This is a genomic window from Bacillus sp. ms-22 (genome assembly GCF_009759805.1).
Classification (GTDB): domain Bacteria; phylum Bacillota; class Bacilli; order Bacillales; family Bacillaceae; genus Bacillus; species Bacillus xiamenensis.
The window spans coordinates 2,206,636-2,225,514 of sequence record NZ_CP046653.1; the positions used below are offsets into that span (position 1 = coordinate 2,206,636).

Here is an 18,879-nt window from a genome sequence, read left to right on the forward strand (position 1 = left end):
GAATTGATTTTTATTTGTCTGGAAGTGTGCCAAATACTAAAGCACCCTGGTCAAAAACAGGAATCCTCGCTGTTTTTTGCATATTAGATGTTAACCCTTGAAAGGAATAATCATTTGAGGCATCCCATATATTCAACCGATTTGGAGCAGATAATCGAAACTGTATTTCCTTTTTATGCAAAGCTTCGCCTCCAGGAAAAATAGCTACACCAGTAAAATCGATTTCTGTAAAATAGACATGGGATGATGCGTCATATACCGTTAACGGGGATAAGGAGGCGCCTTCATTGTAGGCTGCGGTCACTTGAATATCTTTTTCAGTGAATCCACGCGCAAATATCTCGCTAAGATTGACGTAATATCTAAACGAAAGTGTTTGACTGCTTCTTGCCGGCCAGCCTGATCGATTATATAGAATGGCTTTGACCTGAGTAGATGTTGTATCGTTACTCATCACAGCTGCCTCTACAAAAAACTCATCCTCCACCTTTTCTTTAGGGGGGAAATTCGGCAGCTTTGACTGCCCCTGACCAAACAGTTGCACCATTTTGGCTAGATTTCCAGTAAAGGCAGCATTATAGTCTGTCGCCACCTCGTTTGTTACATAGTCAGAGATGTCATCGACATATTGATCCTGTGCATTAGGCCCACCAACAAGCGCTCCATAAAGAGTGTGCCGATGGTGAGGAGGATTTGTCAGCTGATTAGACCATGAGCCATGCGCAGTTCGATGATGTGGATGCATCGGCGGATTTTGGCCAAACCCAACAACATAGCTTCTATTTTGCGGATTATCACCTAGCATGTAGTGTGTTTGCTTGATCGCAAACGTTTGGTATTGATTCTTTTTTTCTTGGTCAGAGACCCAATCAGCGTATACAAAGGCTAAAAATGCTGCATTTGCTGAATAGCGAAGTGCCCCCCATTGATCTAACCACGCCAAACCGCCAGGCGTATATGTGATTCTTTCTACTTTCCCATTTTGAACAAGACCCGTGGACCAGTAATCTAGATTACGCTCTGCCGATTCTATAAATCTTTTCTCCTTTGTGATTCTGGCGAGTAAAATTTGAGAAGCAAAAAACGTATTGTCCCACGATATGGTAAATGTATAATCCCATTCCTTCGGCCATTCATCTAATGCTTTTAGTGCTTGATTTAAATAGGTCTGCTCATTTGTCGCCAAGTAGAGCCATATTCCTCCCCAAATGAGCTCGTCAATATAACCGCTCCATGAGTTGTAAAATGACTGAGCATTTGTTACACAATCTGTATATTTGCCGCGATATTGATCAGCAAATGCATAAAGCTGTTTGGCGTGTGTGAGAAGCTTTGCTGCATACGACGCATCTGTTTCTTTAAAAATAATAGAACCTGCTGCTAAAGCAGCTGCAGTTTGTGCGGCTACTTCTGTTCCTGGACAATGTTCATCAATTTTAAATGCCGGCCGGTTCATTGGCATCACTTCTGCTGGACCCCACCAGGCATGATCAGCGTGCCCATCACCTACTTGCGCCCAAAATTCGTTCGGCCCTGTATGGGCTTTCAAAAAGTAATCGGTTGCCCACTTGATTTGATCTAACATATCATCAAGCAGCTCCGCCTCTTCATAAGCTTCTCGGTACTCATAAACTGTCCATGCAAGCACAGCCGCAGAGTAAGCCATCGGCAGCCCAAACTTCACATGATCACCAGCATCATACCACCCGCCTGTTAAATCATGACCAACATCCTTCCCATCCTCTAATCCAGAATCCCCTCGCCAGTTAAGACGATTGCTTTCAGGGAGCTTTCCAGAACGCTGGGCTTCGTAAAACAAAATTGATTTTTGAAGAACCTCTACATAGTTGTAAGATGCCATTTACCTATTTCTCACCCCTTCTTTTTTTCTAAAGCGTGAAACATTGAACAATAGAAGAACGCCTCTCTTTCAGTTCGTTTGTGTTTTGTACAGCTATGAAAAGAATCAAACAAGGTTTCAAAAATGCGCATAGTGAACAGCAATCAGCTAGACGCTCACCGGGGGTTTTCTCTTGATTCTTCATGTGACTGTACCCAGAATGATCATATGTCGCATGAGAACATTTCAGACGGCCAAATTCTCTTTTTTGCTCTATTTGGGTAGAAAGAATGACATACAACCTCTTCTCGTAAAAACACGACGGTACATCAAGATATATGACTAAACAAGAAAAAAATTCCAGTTAAAATGTTATTAGTTAACATAATAAAATTATTATTTATAAAAAAAGAACGCCCTTTTGCGGGCGCTCTTTTTGGATCACATTAGAATAAAGAAAGCTGGTTTTGATCAGGAAGTGCTTCTAAGCAGCCTTGACGATCTAAATATTCAAGGATGGTCTTAGAGACTTTCCCTCGTTTTTGCAAATCTTCTTTTGAGAGGAATTCACCATCTTGACGTGCGCGCACAATATTTAACGCAACGTTTGTTCCAAGCCCAGGGATGGAGTTAAATGGCGGGATTAATCCGTCTCCATCAATAATGAACTCAGTTGCACTTGAGCGGTATAGGTCTACTTTTTTAAAGTGATAGCCTCTTTCGCACATTTCAAGTGCAAGCTCTAGTACGGTTAATAGGTTCTTCTCTTTCGGTGATGCATCAAGACCTTTTGAGTTAATATCGTCCATGACCGCTCGAATCGCATTTGATCCTTTTGTCATCGTTTCGATATCAAAGTCATCCGCACGAACGGTAAAATAGGCCGCGTAGTACAAAAGTGCATGATGCACCTTGAAATAAGCAATCCGAACAGCCATTAATACATAAGCAGCCGCGTGGGCTTTAGGGAACATGTATTTGATCTTTTTACAAGAATCAATGTACCAGTTCGGAACGTTATTTTTCTTCATTTCTTCTTCCCATTCAGGAGGAAGTCCCTTCCCTTTACGAACAGATTCCATGATTTTAAAGGCAAGTGACGGCTCTAATCCTTGATAGATCAGATACACCATAATATCGTCACGGCAGCCAATCACTTCACTTAATTCACACGTTTTATTATGAATCAGCTCCTGTGCGTTTCCGAGCCATACATCTGTACCGTGTGATAGACCAGAGATCTGAACGAGCTCTGAGAAGGTGGTCGGTTTTGTATCCTCAAGCATCTGCCGAACAAATCTTGTGCCAAACTCAGGGATACCGAGAGTTCCCGTCTTACATCCGATTTGCTCTTCTGTAACGCCGAGAGGCTCCGTCCCTTGGAAGATTTTCATGACCTCAGGATCGTCTGTCGGAATTGTTTTTGGATCGATTCCGCTTAAGTCCTGAAGCATCCGAATGACCGTTGGATCATCGTGCCCAAGAATATCTAGTTTCAGCAAGTTATCATGGATTGAATGGAAATCAAAATGCGTCGTTTTCCAATCAGAACCTGTCGCATCTGCTGGATATTGAATCGGTGAAAAATCGTAAATGTCCATATAATCCGGCACTACGATAATACCGCCTGGATGCTGACCAGTTGTCCGTTTGACCCCTGTACAGCCTTGTACGAGCCGGTCGATTTCTGCGCCTCTCATATGAAGGTTATGGTCTCCTGCGTAGCCTTTCACGTAACCATATGCTGTTTTTTCTGCAACAGTACCAATCGTACCTGCTCGGTATACATACTCTTCACCAAACAGCTCTTTCGTATAGTTATGGGCAATCGGCTGATATTCACCGGAGAAGTTCAAGTCGATATCAGGCACTTTATCTCCTTTAAAACCTAAGAAGGTTTCAAACGGAATGTCGTGTCCGTCTTTTTTATACGGCGTCCCGCATTCAGGACAGTTTTTATCAGGAAGGTCAAATCCTGAACCGACCGATCCGTCATTAAAGAATTCAGAGTGCTTGCAGCTTGGACATACATAGTGCGGCGCAAGTGGGTTCACTTCCGTAATCTCTGTTAAAGTCGCAACGAGGGATGAACCGACTGATCCCCTTGAACCAACCAGGTATCCATCATCAAGTGATTTCTTTACGAGTTTATGAGAAATTAAATAAATAACAGCGAAACCATGACCGATAATACTTTTTAATTCTTTTTCAATACGGTCTTCTACGATTTTCGGTAATTCATCTCCGTAGATGCTCCGAGCCATTTGATAGCTCATTTCCCGTATTTCTTCATCTGCACCTTCAATTTTTGGTGTGTAAAGATCGTCTTTGATTGGTTTGATACTTTCGACCATCTCAGATACTTTTTGCGTATTCGTCACGACGATCTCTTTCGCCTTTTCGGCTCCTAAGAAGGAGAATGCTTCTAGCATTTCATCAGTTGTTCTAAAATGAACTTTTGGCAGTTCATGACGGTTAAGTGGATTCGCACCACCCTGTGATGAAATTAAGATTTTACGATAAATTTTATCTTCTGGATGCAGGTAGTGCACATTTCCAGTCGCCACGACTGGTTTATTCAGCTTTTCACCAAGCCTCACAATGTTTGTGATGATTTCTTTCAATGCCCGTTCATCTCGAATGAGCTCCAGCTGAAGTAAATGCTGATACACTTCTGGCGGATGAACCTCTAAATAATCATAAAATGCTGCAATGTCTTCCACCTCATCAGGTGACTTTTGCATCATTCCTTCAAAGACCTCACCCTTATCACAAGCAGACCCGACTATTAAACCTTCTCGATATTTCTCAAGCTGTGAGCGCGGAATGCGCGGTACCCGGTAGAAATAATCAATATGAGAAAGTGAAACAAGCTTGAATAAATTCTTTAGACCAGTCTCATTTTGAGCAATCAGTGTCGCATGATAAGGACGCGAGCGCTGGTACGCATTGGACTGACCCATGTTTTCATTCAATTGATCATGGTAGACAATGCCTCTTTCAGCCGCATCTTTTAGCATCTTCAGCATCAGGTACCCTGTCGCTTCTGCATCATAAATCGCACGGTGATGCTGCGTAAGTTCAATATCAAACTTTTTACACAGCGTGTTCAGCCGGTGATTTTTAAATTCTGGGTAAAGGAATCGTCCGAGTTCGAGCGTATCAATGACTGGATTTGATGCTTTATCTGTTTTAAGCAGTCGTTTATACGCTGCATTTAAAAAGCCCATATCAAAGCTCGCATTGTGTGCGACAAGGATATCTTGTCCAATCCACTCTTTGAAATCTCGAACGACATCGACGACATCTGGTGCATCTCTCACCATATCATCGGTAATACCGGTTAGCTCAATCGTTGTCGCTGACAGCGGGTGATGAGGGTTTGCAAACGCCTCGAATCGGTCAATGATTTCCCCGCCTTTGATTTTCACTGCTGCAAGCTCAATAATCGTATCATAAACAGCAGAAAGTCCTGTTGTCTCTACGTCAAACACGACAAACGTCGCATCCTCTAATAAAAGGTGCTCTGGATTGTACGCAATCGGTACCCCATCGTTGACTAAATTGATTTCCACACCGTACATCATTTTGATGCCATGCTTTTTACTTGCTGCATACGCATCTGGAAAGGATTGTACAACGGCATGATCTGTCAGGGCAATGGCTTCATGCCCCCATTTTTTTGCTTGTTCAACAAGTCTTCCGATGCCAGTGACAGCATCCATCTGACTCATTGGAGAGTGCAAATGCAGTTCAACTCGCTTTTCGCCCTCAGGTGCTGTGTCTTCTTTCAGCTGCGGCTTCATTTCATTGACGTCATTTGCGATCATCACAAGATCTCTCACAAACGTATCGTTTTGAATGCTTCCTCTAGCTTTGACCCACATGCCTTTTTTCAATGATTTCATGAGCTGGGCATCTTCTTTTTCTCTTGCAAACATTTTGATCAAAATACTATTTGTATAATCCGTGATTTTAAAGATACAAAGGGTTCTGCCGCTTTTCAGCTCGCGCGTTTCTGCATCGAACACGTAGCCTTGGACGGTGATTCGTCTTTCCTCGTCCATAATACTGTCAAGCGTACGAATTTCTTCATTGTCTTTGATTTGATATCCAATCATCAGTGGGCCAGACGGAGCTTCCTCTTGTTCCTCACTTTCTTTCTTCTCCATCTCAGTGAGGGCTTGCAAGGCTCTTTCCTGGTCTTCAGCGAGCTTTTGTTCTCTGAATTTCTGAATCTCTTGATCTGATACAAATATCTCTGTATCAAATTGCAGCTCTGGAAAACCAACTTGTTTAAATGCAGCCTGTAGCATTGGGCTGTACTTCTTCTTGATGGCTAAAGCTTCTGTTTCGCTTTTTGTTTTAATGATGATTTTATGCCCAGACAGCGCCGGTTTTTGCTGCTGAAGCAAGCTGATGATTGGGGGAGAAATTCCTTGAAGCTCTTCCACACAATGTGACCAATACGATTGAACGAGCTCTTCAGATATGTGCGGATCATTGACTTCAATCGTACAAGTAACTTGTGCAATATGAGAAAATGCGCTTGTCAGCCTGCTGAGAAACATGGCATATACCTTGTAAGGCAGAAGCGCCTTAAATTTAAAAAGGAAATGCCACGTTTTTGCTGCCTTATGCACCGTCAGTTTGACGATCTCGCCTTCTTCAAAATAACGACTGAGGTCATCATCTGTCATTTGAATCTGATTGAGTAATATATGAAATTGCCGCCGGGTAATCGGTAATTGTTCATCCAAGACAGGACCCTCCTTTTGCAAATCAGAAAGGTACCTCTTTTCTGCAGGAGGTACCTTCATTTTTTTGTTCGTTTTTATGCTTGTCTGATAAATGAAACCAGTTCATCTACAGATACTTCGTGTGATTCACCTGATTTTCTAAACTTCACTTCGACAATGCCCTCTTCTGAACGTTTCCCGCAGCTAATACGAATTGGCAGTCCAATTAAATCACTGTCTGCAAATTTCACTCCTGCACGCTCTTGGCGGTCATCGAAAAGGACATCATAGCCCTCTTTTTGTAGACGCTCGTATAATGTTTCAGCCAGTTCCTTTTGTGCATCATTTTTCATATTTAAGGCAAGTAGATGAAGATCATATGGCGCCACTGTTTCTGGCCAGATAATCCCTTTATCATCATGATGCTGTTCAACAATCGCAGAAAGGGTTCTAGAGATACCGATGCCATAGCAGCCCATAATCATTGGCTGTGCGCGCCCATTTTCATCAAGATACGTTGCATCCATTGCTTCTGAATAACGCGTTCCCAGTTTAAAGACTTGTCCTACTTCAATTCCTTTTGCAAACTGGATCGTGCCTTCTCCATCTGGAGAAACATCCCCTTCTTGAATCAAGCGAAGGTCTGTAAATTCTTTCACTGACACATCACGTGCAGGGTTTACATTGATATAGTGATAATCGGATTCGTTTGCACCTGCAACTGCGTTTGTCATTCCTTTTACAGCGAGGTCTGCATAAATAGCTACTTCTGCTTCTAGCTTAACAGGCCCAACAAATCCAGGCTCTGTTCCAATGATTTCAAGTACTTCTTCTCGTGAAGCAAGCTCTACAAGCTGTGCTCCTAGTAAGTTCTTCACTTTGACATCATTTACTTCATGATCGCCTCTTGTAAGGATCAAAACATATGCATCGTCTGCTTTAAACAAAACAGATTTGAGACATTCAGAAGGAGCTACTTCTAAAAATGCAGCAACATCTTGTATCGTTTTCACTTGCGGCGTGTGCACTTTTTCAAGTTCTTTGAAGTCCGCAGGGTTTGCTTCTTCTCCTTGATACACAGCCTCAGCCATTTCAATGTTAGCAGCATAAGAAGACGTATCAGAATAAGCGATTGTATCTTCTCCTACTTCTGACAGTGCCATAAACTCATGTGTATCTTTTCCTCCCATTGCGCCAGAATCAGCAATAACCGGTCTAAAATTAAGACCTACTTTTGAGAATATATTGGAGTAAGCCGTAAACATTTTGTTGTATGTGTCATCTAGGCTCTCTGGCGAAGAATGGAATGAATAAGCGTCCTTCATAATAAATTCACGTCCGCGCAATAACCCAAAGCGTGGTCTTTGTTCATCGCGGAATTTTGATTGAATTTGATAAAGTGTCAAAGGAAGCTTTTTATACGATTTCACTTCACTGCGTACGAGTGATGTAATCACTTCTTCGTGTGTTGGGCCAAGTGCGAACTCGCGGCCATGACGATCTTTCATACGCATGAGTTCTGGACCGTATGTATACCACCTTCCTGACTCTTGCCACATTTCTGCTTGCTGCATGACTGGCATTAACAGCTCAGCTGCTCCCGCCTTTTCCATTTCCTTGCGAACAATGGATTGAATGTGCTGGATGACTTTATGAGCTAGTGGCAGATAATGATAGATACCGCTTGTATTTTGTCTAATGAATCCAGCTCTTACTAATAGCTGATGACTTTTTGCCTCTGCATCTGCTGGCACCTCTCGAAGAGTTGGAATGAAAGTCAGGGATTGTCTCATGTCGTTACACCTCATTTATGAAATAGATCTTCTCACAAAAACTCTTGTTTCCCATGATGAGAAACAAGAGACATTGATTTTTATAAAAATAATCGCTGGATGTCATTCCACGTAACTACTAGCATTAATAGCATGAGGAACGCAACACCAATGAAGACAACAAGTGCCTCTTTCTCTCGATTAATTGGTTTGCCGCGAATGGCTTCGACAAATAAGAAGAGTAAACGTCCTCCATCTAATGCAGGAATCGGCAACAAATTCACGATTCCTAAGTTGATACTAAGGAACGCAGCAAACTGCATTAATGTTAATACACCTTGTTTTGCTACTTCTCCTGTCATGTCATATATTCCGACAGGACCTGCCAGCATATCTAGTGAAAATTGTCCTGTGACAATCTTTTGCAAGTTCGTTAAAATCAGCCCTGCTGTTGATATGACAGTCGTTCCTGAAGATGAAATGACTTTTAGAAATCCATTTTCCGTTGGCGGATAAGAGCCGAAGCGGCCAATGGTTTTTCCATCTGCCTTCACAGCTTCTGGTACAACTTGAACTGTGCTTTTTTTGCCGTCTCGGTCAATGACGACATTCATTTTTTTATCAGGGTTTTTTTGAACCGTTTGGACAACGTCTGTCCAAGAATTCATTTTATCCCCGTTAATTGAAATGATGTGATCTCCCTGCATGAGTCCAGCTTGCGCCGCTCGGCCATCCTTTGTGAGCTTACCGAGTACAGGATCATCCACAGTTACACCTTGAATAAAACCTAAAGCCACTAAAATCACATAGGCCAAAATAAAGTTCATAATCGGTCCAGCTGCAATGGCTTTAATACGCTGCCATACCGTTTTTGAACCAAATTGACGATTGTATGGCGCAATTTGAATTTCTTCACCATCTGCAATATAGAAGCTTGTTTGACTGACATTGTAACCGGTTAGGATATCTTCATTTCCAGCTTCATATCCTGAGATTCTCATCGAATGATCTAAATCAATCTGTTCGACTTCGATCACAAGTGCATCCGGGTATTTCTCTTTATCATTTAAAATGATTTTTTCTACTTCATTTTGCTCATTGAATAAGAGCCCTACTGTATGACCTGGTTTAATTTCAATGACTTCAGGGTCCTCTCCCGCCATTTTGACAAATCCGCCGATTGGCAGAAGTCTGATGGTATAAACGGTTTCTTTTCGTTTAAAGGAGAAAATCTTCGGCCCAAAACCAATGGCGAACTCGCGGCATAAAATGCCTGCGCGCTGCGCCATAATTAAATGGCCAAGCTCGTGGAAAAAAACGAGCGTCCCAAAAATAATAATAAACGCAATCACTGTATTCACGAACATACCACCTTATGCGAGGATTGATTGAACAAAGTCTCGTGTATCTTTGTCCACTTCATGGATATCTTGCAAACTAGGCTTTGAAATCACATGATGTCTGATCAGTGCCTTTTCAATCAATTCTTCAATTTGCAGGAACGTTACTTTGCCTTTTAGAAATGCATCAACGGCTATTTCATTTGCTGCATTAAGTACAGTAGGCATTGTCCCTCCTATTTTACCTGATTCATAAGCAAAATGTAAGCAGCGATACCTGTCAAAATCCGCTTTTTGGAAATTCAATTGTCCAATCTCCCAAAGGTTCAATGATTTCGCTTCTTTTAATGGCGCTCTGTCAGGGTAAGTGAGCGCATATTGAATCGGAACCCTCATGTCAGGTGTACCTAACTGAGCCATGACGCTTTTATCATGGAATTCGACCATGGAATGGATGATGCTCTCTTTATGTAACAGCACATCAATTTGATCATATGGGATATCAAACAGCCAATGCGCCTCAATCACCTCGAGCCCTTTATTCATCATAGTCGCTGAATCAATGGTGATTTTCGCTCCCATGGACCAGTTCGGATGATTTAGTGCTTCTTCAACAGTTACACTTTCAAGTTCCGTTCGTTTTTTATCTCGGAAGCTGCCACCTGAAGCTGTCACAATTAATCGTTCAATGTTTTTAGCTTGTTCACCTTGCAAAGATTGAAAAATAGCGGAGTGTTCACTATCGACAGGAAGTAAAGGCACGTCATATTTTTTGGCGTACTCTTTTACTATATGACCAGCTGTCACAAGTGTTTCCTTATTTGCAAGTGCGATTGTCTTTTTTTGTTCAATAGCCTTTAATGTTGGAACAAGCCCAACACTTCCTACAAGTGCATTGACCACAACGTCCACTGCATCATAGGTCGCTGCCTCAATGTTCGCTTCATCACCGGCAGCCATCTTGACATCGTATTCAAAAGAATGACCTTTTAAGATGCGATAAGTCTCTTCGTTTATACACCCAACGAATTCAGGCTGAAATTGTTCAATAATGGGAATAGCCTTATCTACATTTCGGCCAAACGTCATCGCTTTCAGCTTGAATTTGTCTGGGTGCTGCCTGATCACATCTAATGTTTGCTCTCCAATTGATCCTGTTGCGCCTAATAGCGAAATATGTTTCAAATTGCCACTCCTTCTCTCGTTCAATTAGTTTCTATGAGGTTAGCCGGCAAACGTGGCCAGCAGTAAATATAAAAACGGCAGAACGAATAAAAAGCTGTCAAACCTGTCCAAAATCCCGCCATGACCAGGAAGTATTGTCCCCGAATCCTTCACATGATAATGACGCTTTAAAGCAGATTCCACAAGGTCACCAAGCTGTCCAAAAATACTTAGCAAAAGGGTAATAAACATAACGAGCAGGTATGATGGCAAAAATCCTGTAACCGCCTGAAACACAAGTGACAGCACGACCGCTGTGACGATTCCACCGATAAATCCTTCTACTGTTTTGTTTGGGCTGATTTCTGGCCAAAGCTTTCGTTTCCCCATAGACTTCCCTATAAAATAGGCACCTGAGTCAGTGGACCAAATAATCACCGCTGCGAAGAAGATCGCACTCATGCCATATAAGCCTCTAATTTGGATAAAATAATAGAAACTCACGCCAATATATAATGTGGCTAATATAACAAAAGCAACCTCATCGAATGTGAAAGAGTTTTTGCTCAAAACTGTATAGGTTAAAAGGATTAAGACTGCAAATAAAGCAATCTGCATTTTGGATGCGTCTACGTTCGGAAAGAAGCTGTTTTCTCCTCCCATTAAAAGCCAAAGCAATATTAAGCTGACAATTCCAGGAATGCTGAAAATCGAGATCTTTTTCATTCTAAGAAGCTCAAAAAGAGCAACACTTCCCATTAAATAAATCAGCAAGGTAAATGGCATTTGTCCATAAATGACTGCAAGCAAAAACACTGCAGCTGCCAAAACACCCGTCAAAATTCTTTGTTTCATCTGCACCACCCTCTAAATTCCACCGAACCTCCGGCCGCGGCGCTGGTACTCTCCGATAGCGCCTATGAGATGCTTATCAGAAAAGTCAGGCCAAAGCACATCCGTAAAGACAAACTCGCTGTACGCAATTTGCCAAAGCATAAAGTTGCTTAATCTAATTTCTCCACTCGTGCGAATAAGCAAATCTGGATCTTGAAGAGATTCTGTCATTAAATAAGCTGAAAACATCTCTTCTGTGATGTCTTCTGCTCTAAGCTTACCTTCTTTGACTTTTTCAGAAATTTGTCTGCAAGCGGAGACAATTTCTGTACGCCCTCCATAGTTGAGCGCAAAATTTAAAATGAGTCCGTCGTTATTGGCCGTACTCTTTTCTGCGTTCTCTACCGCTTTTTTTGTATGCGGCGGGAGGCCGTCTGGATCACCTGTTAAGCGCACACGGACATTTTCTTCAATGAGTTCAGGCAGGTAGATGTTCAAAAATTCTTCAGGAAGCTTCATTAAAAAGTCTACTTCTAGTTTTGGACGTTTCCAATTTTCTGTAGAAAAAGCATACAAAGTCAGCACTTTGACATTCAGCTCATTTGCAAGCTTCGTCATGCGCTTGACGACTTTCATTCCTTCATGATGTCCGGCTACCCGTGGAAGAGCACGTTTTTTCGCCCATCTTCCGTTCCCATCCATGATAATGGCGATATGTTCAGGAATTTCTCCATTTAATATGTCTTCTTTTGTCAAGCTTTCTAAGTTGGAAGCTGCTGTTTGCTGATTCTTCCAATTTTTGAGTATATTGAGCATGAGATTCCTCCATCACCCAAAAAGGTTGCGTTCCCGCTAATAATATAGTCATCAACAGTATTAACAAAAAAACCCCCTGTAAACATGAAGAGGGTCTTTTCACTATTATCTATTGTACATAGTTTTTTCTTAAACTTCCATGATTTCTTTTTCTTTATCTTTTGTCACTTCATCAATTTTAGCGACATATTCATCTGTCAATTTTTGGACATCCTCTGTAGATGATCTTAATTCATCTTCAGTGATCTCCCCATTTTTCTCAAGCTTTTTCAAATCATCGTTTGCATCACGACGAACATTACGAACAGCTACTTTTGCTTCTTCTGAGTATTTTCTCACAACTTTTACAAGCTCTTTACGTCTTTCTTCTGTGAGTGCTGGGATCGCAATACGGATCACGTTTCCGTCACTTGTTGGTGTGATACCAAGGTCAGATTTTTGAATCGCTTTTTCGATATCACCGATTGCTGTTTTATCGTAAGGTGTGATAATCAGCATACGTGCTTCTGGCACTGTGATTGACGCAATTTGGTTTAACGGTGTTTGTGCACCATAATAATCCACTGTCACTTTATCTAGCAATGAAGCATTGGCTCTACCAGCACGAACCGTTGCTAGTTCGCGTCCGTATGCTTGAACGGCTTTTTCCATTTTTTCTTTTGTTTGGTTCAACACTTCTTTTGACACGTTATTTCCCCCTCACGATCGTTCCAATTGATTCGCCGCTTACGGCACGTTTAATATTTCCTTCTTCCATAATGGAGAAGACGATTAATGGAATGTCATTGTCCATACATAATGAGGACGCAGTAGAATCCATTACAGCAAGCCCTTCTTTTAGAACATCAAGATATGAAAGCTTATCATATTTTACTGCATCCGCATCTGTACGAGGATCAGCACTGTAGACACCGTCTACATTATTTTTCGCCATTAAAATGACATCTGCTTCAATTTCAGCTGCACGAAGTGCTGCTGTTGTATCTGTAGAGAAATAAGGGTTACCAGTACCTGCAGCAAAAATGACGACACGTTTCTTCTCAAGGTGACGGATCGCTTTTCTTCTTATGTATGGCTCTGCAACCTGTCTCATTTCGATAGAGGTTTGTACTCTAGACTGAATGCCAAGCGTCTCTAGGCTGTCCTGTAATGCCAGCGAATTCATCACTGTTGCAAGCATGCCCATATAGTCTGCTGTTGCACGGTCCATTCCTAAGTCACTGCCTGTCTTACCGCGCCAAAGGTTTCCACCGCCTACAACGACTGCAACTTCAACATCAAGTTCTGCAATTTCTTTTACTTGCTTTGCGATTGATTGAATGACAGTTGGGTTAATTCCATTACCAGCATCACCTGCAAGTGCTTCACCACTTAGCTTCAGTACAATGCGATTATATTTCGGTTTGCTCATGATAACCTCCAAGTGTAAACTATACCGTCTCTTATTATGCGTAAGAAACCGCCTTTTGTAAATCAATATCCTCTAAAAAATAGGGAACACAGTGCTTGTGCTCCCTAAAAAAGCCCCAGAGAGCTTTTCAAACATTATTTTTTCACTTGGCTCATTACTTCTTCAGCAAAGTTGTCTTGACGCTTTTCGATCCCTTCGCCCACTTCATAGCGAACATAAGTTTGAACAGTTGCGTTTTTCGCACCGACAACTTGTTTCACTTTTTCATCTGGGTTTTTAACGAATGCTTGGTCAAGTAAGCAAATTTCTTCGAAGAATTTGTTTAGACGGCCTTCTACCATTTTAGCAACGATATTTTCAGGCTTACCTTCTTGAAGCGCTTGCTGTGTTAATACTTCACGCTCACGGTTTGCTTCTTCTTCAGACACTTGGTCACGAGAAATGTATTTAGGGTTTACAGCAGCAACGTGCATTGCAATGTCTCTAGCAAGCTCTTCGTCAGTTGTTCCGTTAAGAACTGCTAATACACCGATGCGTCCGCCCATGTGCAAGTAAGAACCGAATGCAGCGTTATCTTCTTTTGTGATCACTGAGAAACGGCGTAGAGTGATTTTCTCACCGATTTTCGCAATAGCAGATGTGATATGCTCTTCAACTGTTGAACCGTTTTCCATTTTAGACGCATGAGCTTCTTCAATTGTTGCAGGTTTAGCAGCAAGTAAATGATCAGCAAGCTCGTTTAGAAGTGTTTGGAATCCTTCGTTTTTCGCAACGAAATCAGTTTCAGAGTTCACTTCTAGGATCACGCCTGTGTTGCCGTCAGTTTTAATAAGAGTTAATCCTTCTGCCGCAATACGGTCTGCTTTTTTCGCAGCTTTTGCGATCCCTTTTTCTCTTAGAAGATCGATTGCTTTGTCGATGTCACCATCAGTTTCTGTTAACGCTTTTTTACAATCCATCATACCTGCACCAGTTTTTTGACGCAGTTCTTTTACTAATTGAGCAGTAATTGCCATTTTACATTTCCTCCTTCTATGTTAAAACACGGATTACTAGGTGAAAAAAAGGTGATAAAAGGCATTTCCCTCTTATCACCTTTTGAATAGGTTACGCAGTTGTTGTTTCAGTTTCTGTCGTTTCTTCTACAACAGCTTCTTCTTCGCCTTGTTTAGACTCAAGAATCGCATCTGCCATTTTAGCAGTTAGAAGTTTTACAGCACGGATTGCATCATCGTTTGCAGGGATCACAACATCAATTTCGTCTGGATCACAGTTAGTGTCAACGATACCGATGATTGGGATATTTAGTTTACGAGCTTCTGCAACTGCAATACGCTCTTTACGAGGGTCGATAATGAAAAGTGCATCTGGAAGAGTCTTCATGTCTTTGATTCCGCCTAAGAATTTCTCAAGACGCTCTAGTTCTTTTTTCAGTTGAACGACTTCTTTCTTAGGAAGAACTTCGAATGTACCGTTTTCTTGCATTTTTTCAATATCTTTCAAACGCTTGATGCGTTTTTGGATTGTTTCAAAGTTTGTTAATGTTCCACCAAGCCAGCGTTGGTTTACATAGTACATACCAGAACGGATTGCTTCTTCTTTCACTGAATCTTGTGCTTGTTTTTTCGTACCAACGAAAAGGATTTTTCCTCCGTCAGCAGCAAGGTTTTTCGTGAAGTTGTAAGCTTCCTCTACTTTTTTCACCGTTTTTTGAAGATCGATGATGTAGATACCGTTACGCTCTGTAAAGATGTAACGTTTCATTTTTGGGTTCCAACGGCGTGTTTGGTGGCCGAAGTGAACACCAGCTTCTAGCAATTGTTTCATAGAAATAACTGACATGTTGTTGCCTCCTAATATAATGGTTTTTTTTCCTCCGCTTAAGTCATGTTCACATAAAACTGCGCCACGGCAGCACCTTCATATGAATCATTAAGCGTGTGTATTTAACACCAAGAAATAATATAACACATGATGGACTGACAATCAAGAAACCTTTACAGCTTTCCGCTAAATTTTAATAAAAGCTCGATTTCTGTCTTGCCAGTTTTCAATTTTTTCGCTATTTCTTCTAATGATAGCCCTTGATCATATAAGGTCTTTACTTGATCCCCGAAGGTTTCTTCTATTTTACTTTCAGAAGGCGCAGAAGCTTCTGTTTCAAGAGGCGGAACGGGCTCGTTTACCTTTTCTTCCTGCACCTCAACTTCGCTTAGGAGAGCTGACAGGTGCGCTGGTACTGGATCTTCACTTTCTACCGATTGCTGGGATTCAATTGGTGGTTGTGGCTGCTTTGGTGTCTGAAGATCCGATTTCAGCTCTTCAGCAGAAAAATCAGGGGAAGTGGCTGCCGCTTTTGATAGTTTTTCATTCTCTTCTTTAACTTCCATCAAAAATGCAGCCAGGGTATTTTCCGTTTCTTCTAAAAGCTCTCGCTGTTTTTGTTCTGTTGCCTTCAGCGAATTCATTCTCGTGTATAAAATGATCACAAAATAAATAAGTGCAGCATGTAGCATAAAGCTAATCAGCCATAGCATATTTTTTCACTCACTAACTCTTTAAGATTGAATGGCTTTATCAAGCAGGTACTTAAGCTTGAACAATGCCTTTGAATGGATTTGCGAAATGCGGGAGGTAGATAAGTTGAGCACTTGACCGATTTCCGTTAACGTCAATTCCTCTTTATAGAAAAGACTAATCACAAGCTTTTCTTTTTCCGAAAGCTCTGTCATTTTTTCAGCAAGCTGTTCAATTAATTCATCTTTCAGCATTTTCTCTTCAGGTGTCACTGACTTTTCGTCGCGAATCATGACTTGGACGTTTTCTCCGTCTTCTTGATCATGTAGCTTCTCGTCAATTGAGAGCAAATTCGCAAAGAACCCTTCATTCATCGTTGTGACAACATCTTGTTCACTCATGCCGAGCTCCTCAGCAACTTCTGTTGGCGTCACATTTCGCAAATAACGCTGTTCAAGCTTTTCAATAGCCGCTTCTACTTTTTTTGTTTTTTCTCTTGATGTACGAGGCAGCCAGTCCTCTTTACGAAGACCGTCAATGATGGCCCCGCGGATTCTGAAGGATGCATAAGTATCAAACTTCAGATCTCTTCCTGGGTCAAATTTTTCAAGGGCATCATATAAACCGAGCATCCCTAGACTGATCAAGTCTTCTTTATGCACTGACTTCGGGAGACCGATGGAAATTCTTCCAACATGATATGTGACGAGCGGCATATAGCGGCGCATAAGATCATCTCCAGCAGCTGGGTCCTTCCACTCTTTCCATCTAGCCCATAGCGCCTGATCTTCGTAATTTAAGGATTGCATCTTTCTCCCCCTATACTTCCTTAGTTATATCTTCATAATGCCTTGCTTCACAGTGCGGATCTCAAGCTCTGTCGTCAGCGGATCGAATTCAATCGTACGTCCATTACTGCCGCCTGTGTCCTCACTAATGATCGGGATATGATGAAGAGACAGATGTTCTTTAACAGCTGATACGTTTCTAGGTCCAATTCTCATGAGATCATTGGTTGACTTAAACTTAAACATTTCTGCGCCGCCAGCAAGCTTCGCCTTTAGCGCATGTTTGCGCGCTCCTTCTTTTAAGAGCAGATCAATTGTATGCTTGACACCTGTATCTGCATATTTAGCCAAGTTCTCTACAGCCCCTTTTGCAAGGGATGAGTCTGGAAGCATGACATGGACAAGACCTGCCAATTTTTTCTCTTGATCAAAGAGGACAAGTCCTACACAAGAACCAAGACCGGATGTCCGGATACGGTCCGGTGATTTCACAAGCTGAACATCTGCAATACCAACTTTTACAACTGCCGGAGTCTGCACGTTCATTATAGGTTACCTAATGCTTTGAAGAGTTTTTCAAACGATTCAAAGTCTGGCAGTAGAAACATATTTCCTTTCAGCTCTTGCTTATTTTGATCATCGAAAATAGATGTATCAATCACAATCGCCTGATCGCCGAGAGGACTAAACTGCATTAACCCTTCACTTATGACAGCCCCGAACATATCGAGGGTGACATCCGGAACACTTGGGTAAAGCTGCAATTTGGTTAAATCTGCAAGAGCTGATAAATAAGAGCCTGCTAAAATATTCCCCAGCTCATGAAGCGCTGACGTCCCTAGCACGTGTTCATGGATCGTATCAATATCAAATGACGGGTCCTGAACAAGCTCTCTGACAAATTGCTCTGCTTGCTCAAACGGCATAATGAAAAAGATCGAGCCGGATAAATCACCTTCCATTCTCAGAAAGATGCTGGCAACTGGAAGGTCTGCACCACCAAAGAAATCCATTAAATCTTCAAACGAGAGAACTTTGACAAAAGGAACAGCCATATCGATTTTGCGATTTAATAGGTTGGCAAGAGCAGACGCGGCATGGCCTGCTCCAATATTCCCAACCTCTCTTAATATATCTAGCTGTTCATCTTGAATTTCACTGAAAATGCTCATTTCACATCCCCCTTAATGAACAGGTGCATCTTGCACGCTCTTGTCGAGGACAGCACCAGCATGAATGATATTAAATAGACGCTGATCATGCTTAATAATACCTGTCACCCATGACAATCCTTCTTTTTCAGCTGAATCAGGAGAAGTTTCTACATCATCCTGATGGACAGTAATGACATCATTTGCTTCATCAACAATCCAGCCGACTTCAATGTCACCAACTTGTACGATAATCATTCTTGTTTCATCTGTGATGGCGTTGTCAGTTGATCCAAGCCTCACTCTAAGGTCAATCACAGGTGTCACGACACCGCGAAGATTAATGACACCGCATATATAAGGGGCAACGCCAGGAACTCTCGTCGGCTGCTGCCATTTTTCAATGGACTTTACTTCTGATACTGAAATGGCGTATTCTTTTTTGTTTACGATAAACACAATCATCTTTTCGCCAGTTTTGATATCTGTACTCATTTCAGACCGCTC

Annotated in this window: 16 protein-coding genes; all 16 read right to left on the reverse strand. The window is 41.8% G+C overall.

Going from position 1 to position 18,879, the window contains the following annotated elements; all coding sequences use genetic code 11:
* Positions 1 to 10: 10 nt before the first annotated feature.
* Complete coding sequence (locus GPA07_RS11515; protein ID WP_157292558.1) at positions 11 to 1,861, reverse strand: glycoside hydrolase family 9 protein; 1,851 nt, start codon at positions 1,859 to 1,861, stop codon at positions 11 to 13.
* Between the two features lie 425 nt (positions 1,862 to 2,286).
* Positions 2,287 to 6,540, reverse strand: coding sequence for a PolC-type DNA polymerase III (locus GPA07_RS11520; protein ID WP_232532161.1), 4,254 nt, complete (start codon positions 6,538 to 6,540; stop codon positions 2,287 to 2,289).
* Between the two features lie 134 nt (positions 6,541 to 6,674).
* Positions 6,675 to 8,372: a proline--tRNA ligase gene (locus tag GPA07_RS11525; protein WP_008354458.1), complete on the reverse strand. Its 1,698-nt coding sequence runs from the start codon at positions 8,370 to 8,372 to the stop codon at positions 6,675 to 6,677.
* An 80-nt stretch (positions 8,373 to 8,452) separates the two neighbouring features.
* Positions 8,453 to 9,718: an RIP metalloprotease RseP gene (gene rseP, locus GPA07_RS11530; RefSeq protein WP_145939381.1), complete on the reverse strand. Its 1,266-nt coding sequence runs from the start codon at positions 9,716 to 9,718 to the stop codon at positions 8,453 to 8,455.
* A gap of 6 nt (positions 9,719 to 9,724) precedes the next feature.
* On the reverse strand, positions 9,725 to 10,876 hold the full coding sequence (gene dxr, locus GPA07_RS11535) for a 1-deoxy-D-xylulose-5-phosphate reductoisomerase (RefSeq protein WP_071167613.1): 1,152 nt from the start codon (positions 10,874 to 10,876) through the stop codon (positions 9,725 to 9,727).
* A 39-nt stretch (positions 10,877 to 10,915) separates the two neighbouring features.
* Positions 10,916 to 11,710, reverse strand: a complete 795-nt coding sequence (locus GPA07_RS11540; RefSeq protein WP_008354461.1) for a phosphatidate cytidylyltransferase — start codon at positions 11,708 to 11,710, stop codon at positions 10,916 to 10,918.
* Positions 11,711 to 11,722: 12 nt separating this feature from the next.
* Positions 11,723 to 12,505 carry an undecaprenyl pyrophosphate synthase gene (locus GPA07_RS11545; protein ID WP_008354462.1) on the reverse strand — a complete coding sequence of 261 codons (783 nt, stop codon included), beginning with the start codon at positions 12,503 to 12,505 and terminating at the stop codon, positions 11,723 to 11,725.
* 129 nt (positions 12,506 to 12,634) lie between these two features.
* Positions 12,635 to 13,192, reverse strand: a complete 558-nt coding sequence (gene frr / locus GPA07_RS11550) for a ribosome recycling factor (protein WP_008354463.1) — start codon at positions 13,190 to 13,192, stop codon at positions 12,635 to 12,637.
* Position 13,193: 1 nt separating this feature from the next.
* Positions 13,194 to 13,916 (reverse strand): UMP kinase, encoded by a 723-nt coding sequence (gene pyrH, locus GPA07_RS11555; protein ID WP_008354464.1) that lies wholly within the window; start codon positions 13,914 to 13,916, stop codon positions 13,194 to 13,196.
* Between the two features lie 134 nt (positions 13,917 to 14,050).
* Positions 14,051 to 14,932, reverse strand: coding sequence for a translation elongation factor Ts (tsf, locus tag GPA07_RS11560; protein ID WP_008354465.1), 882 nt, complete (start codon positions 14,930 to 14,932; stop codon positions 14,051 to 14,053).
* 91 nt (positions 14,933 to 15,023) lie between these two features.
* A complete protein-coding gene (gene rpsB, locus GPA07_RS11565; RefSeq protein ID WP_008354466.1) occupies positions 15,024 to 15,758 on the reverse strand; it encodes a 30S ribosomal protein S2 in 735 nt (244 codons plus the stop codon).
* 155 nt (positions 15,759 to 15,913) lie between these two features.
* A complete protein-coding gene (locus tag GPA07_RS11570; RefSeq protein ID WP_008354467.1) occupies positions 15,914 to 16,453 on the reverse strand; it encodes a hypothetical protein in 540 nt (179 codons plus the stop codon).
* A gap of 21 nt (positions 16,454 to 16,474) precedes the next feature.
* The gene (locus GPA07_RS11575; protein ID WP_157292559.1) at positions 16,475 to 17,242 is read right to left on the reverse strand and encodes a FliA/WhiG family RNA polymerase sigma factor; all 768 of its coding nucleotides are present in this window, start codon (positions 17,240 to 17,242) and stop codon (positions 16,475 to 16,477) included.
* A gap of 24 nt (positions 17,243 to 17,266) precedes the next feature.
* Positions 17,267 to 17,767 carry a chemotaxis protein CheD gene (locus GPA07_RS11580; RefSeq protein ID WP_008354469.1) on the reverse strand — a complete coding sequence of 167 codons (501 nt, stop codon included), beginning with the start codon at positions 17,765 to 17,767 and terminating at the stop codon, positions 17,267 to 17,269.
* Positions 17,767 to 18,393: a chemotaxis protein CheC gene (locus GPA07_RS11585; RefSeq protein WP_008354470.1), complete on the reverse strand. Its 627-nt coding sequence runs from the start codon at positions 18,391 to 18,393 to the stop codon at positions 17,767 to 17,769. The genes GPA07_RS11580 and GPA07_RS11585 overlap by 1 nt, the downstream gene beginning before the upstream one ends.
* A gap of 12 nt (positions 18,394 to 18,405) precedes the next feature.
* Positions 18,406 to 18,867 carry a chemotaxis protein CheW gene (locus tag GPA07_RS11590; RefSeq protein WP_008354471.1) on the reverse strand — a complete coding sequence of 154 codons (462 nt, stop codon included), beginning with the start codon at positions 18,865 to 18,867 and terminating at the stop codon, positions 18,406 to 18,408.
* Positions 18,868 to 18,879: the final 12 nt, after the last annotated feature.